This is a genomic window from Bacillus sp. JST-5 (assembly GCF_057747715.1).
Map to the genome: position 1 here is coordinate 1 of NZ_JBYLHW010000172.1, position 575 is coordinate 575.

The 575-nt window shown below is 48.5% G+C and carries 1 pseudogene; it reads left to right on the forward strand.

Going from position 1 to position 575, the window contains the following annotated elements:
* Positions 1–339: 339 nt before the first annotated feature.
* Positions 340–575 (forward strand): annotated as a pseudogene (locus AC3ASS_RS14450) (group II intron reverse transcriptase/maturase); the annotation flags it as partial.

A 575-nucleotide genomic window follows, 5' to 3' on the forward strand; every position in this document is an offset into this window, starting at 1 on the left:
CCGCCTCGTCAAAAGAGACCTCCTATGGAGGACAAAGGGAAGTCGAGCCTGGTTAGATTGGGCGAAGACCACGGAAGGTGTGAAGAACTTGGAAGTGCAGCACCGAAGAATCCCTCGGGGTATGGGGAGCGGTATGTTGAGAAAGTAGATAACGGAACTGGGGAGGCCCTCCTCCACACTTCATAAGAAGTAAAGAGGAAACCTATAAACCTGATGGTGAAAGGGTGGACTGTGGAGAGGGAGTCGGAGGGGGTCATAGTACTGATGAAACCATGGAACACAACGTGGCTGAAGGAAGGACCCCTGCTTCGTTCATAAGTTCGAAGGAGGTAAGAGTGAGTGAATGCCGGAAAACTGGCTAACTACACCGATGTCAAAGCTCGAGAACTCTGGAAAACTTTATACCTTTGTGCCAAGGAAAGTCCAACACGCCGATTTCATGCCTTATACGATAAAATCTATCGTCCGGATATTCTCGCAGAGGCATGGCGTAGAGTGAAAGCGAATAAGGGAAGTTGTGGAGTAGATGGAGAAACCATTGAATTTATCATCCATCAATACGGGGAAAGGAACCT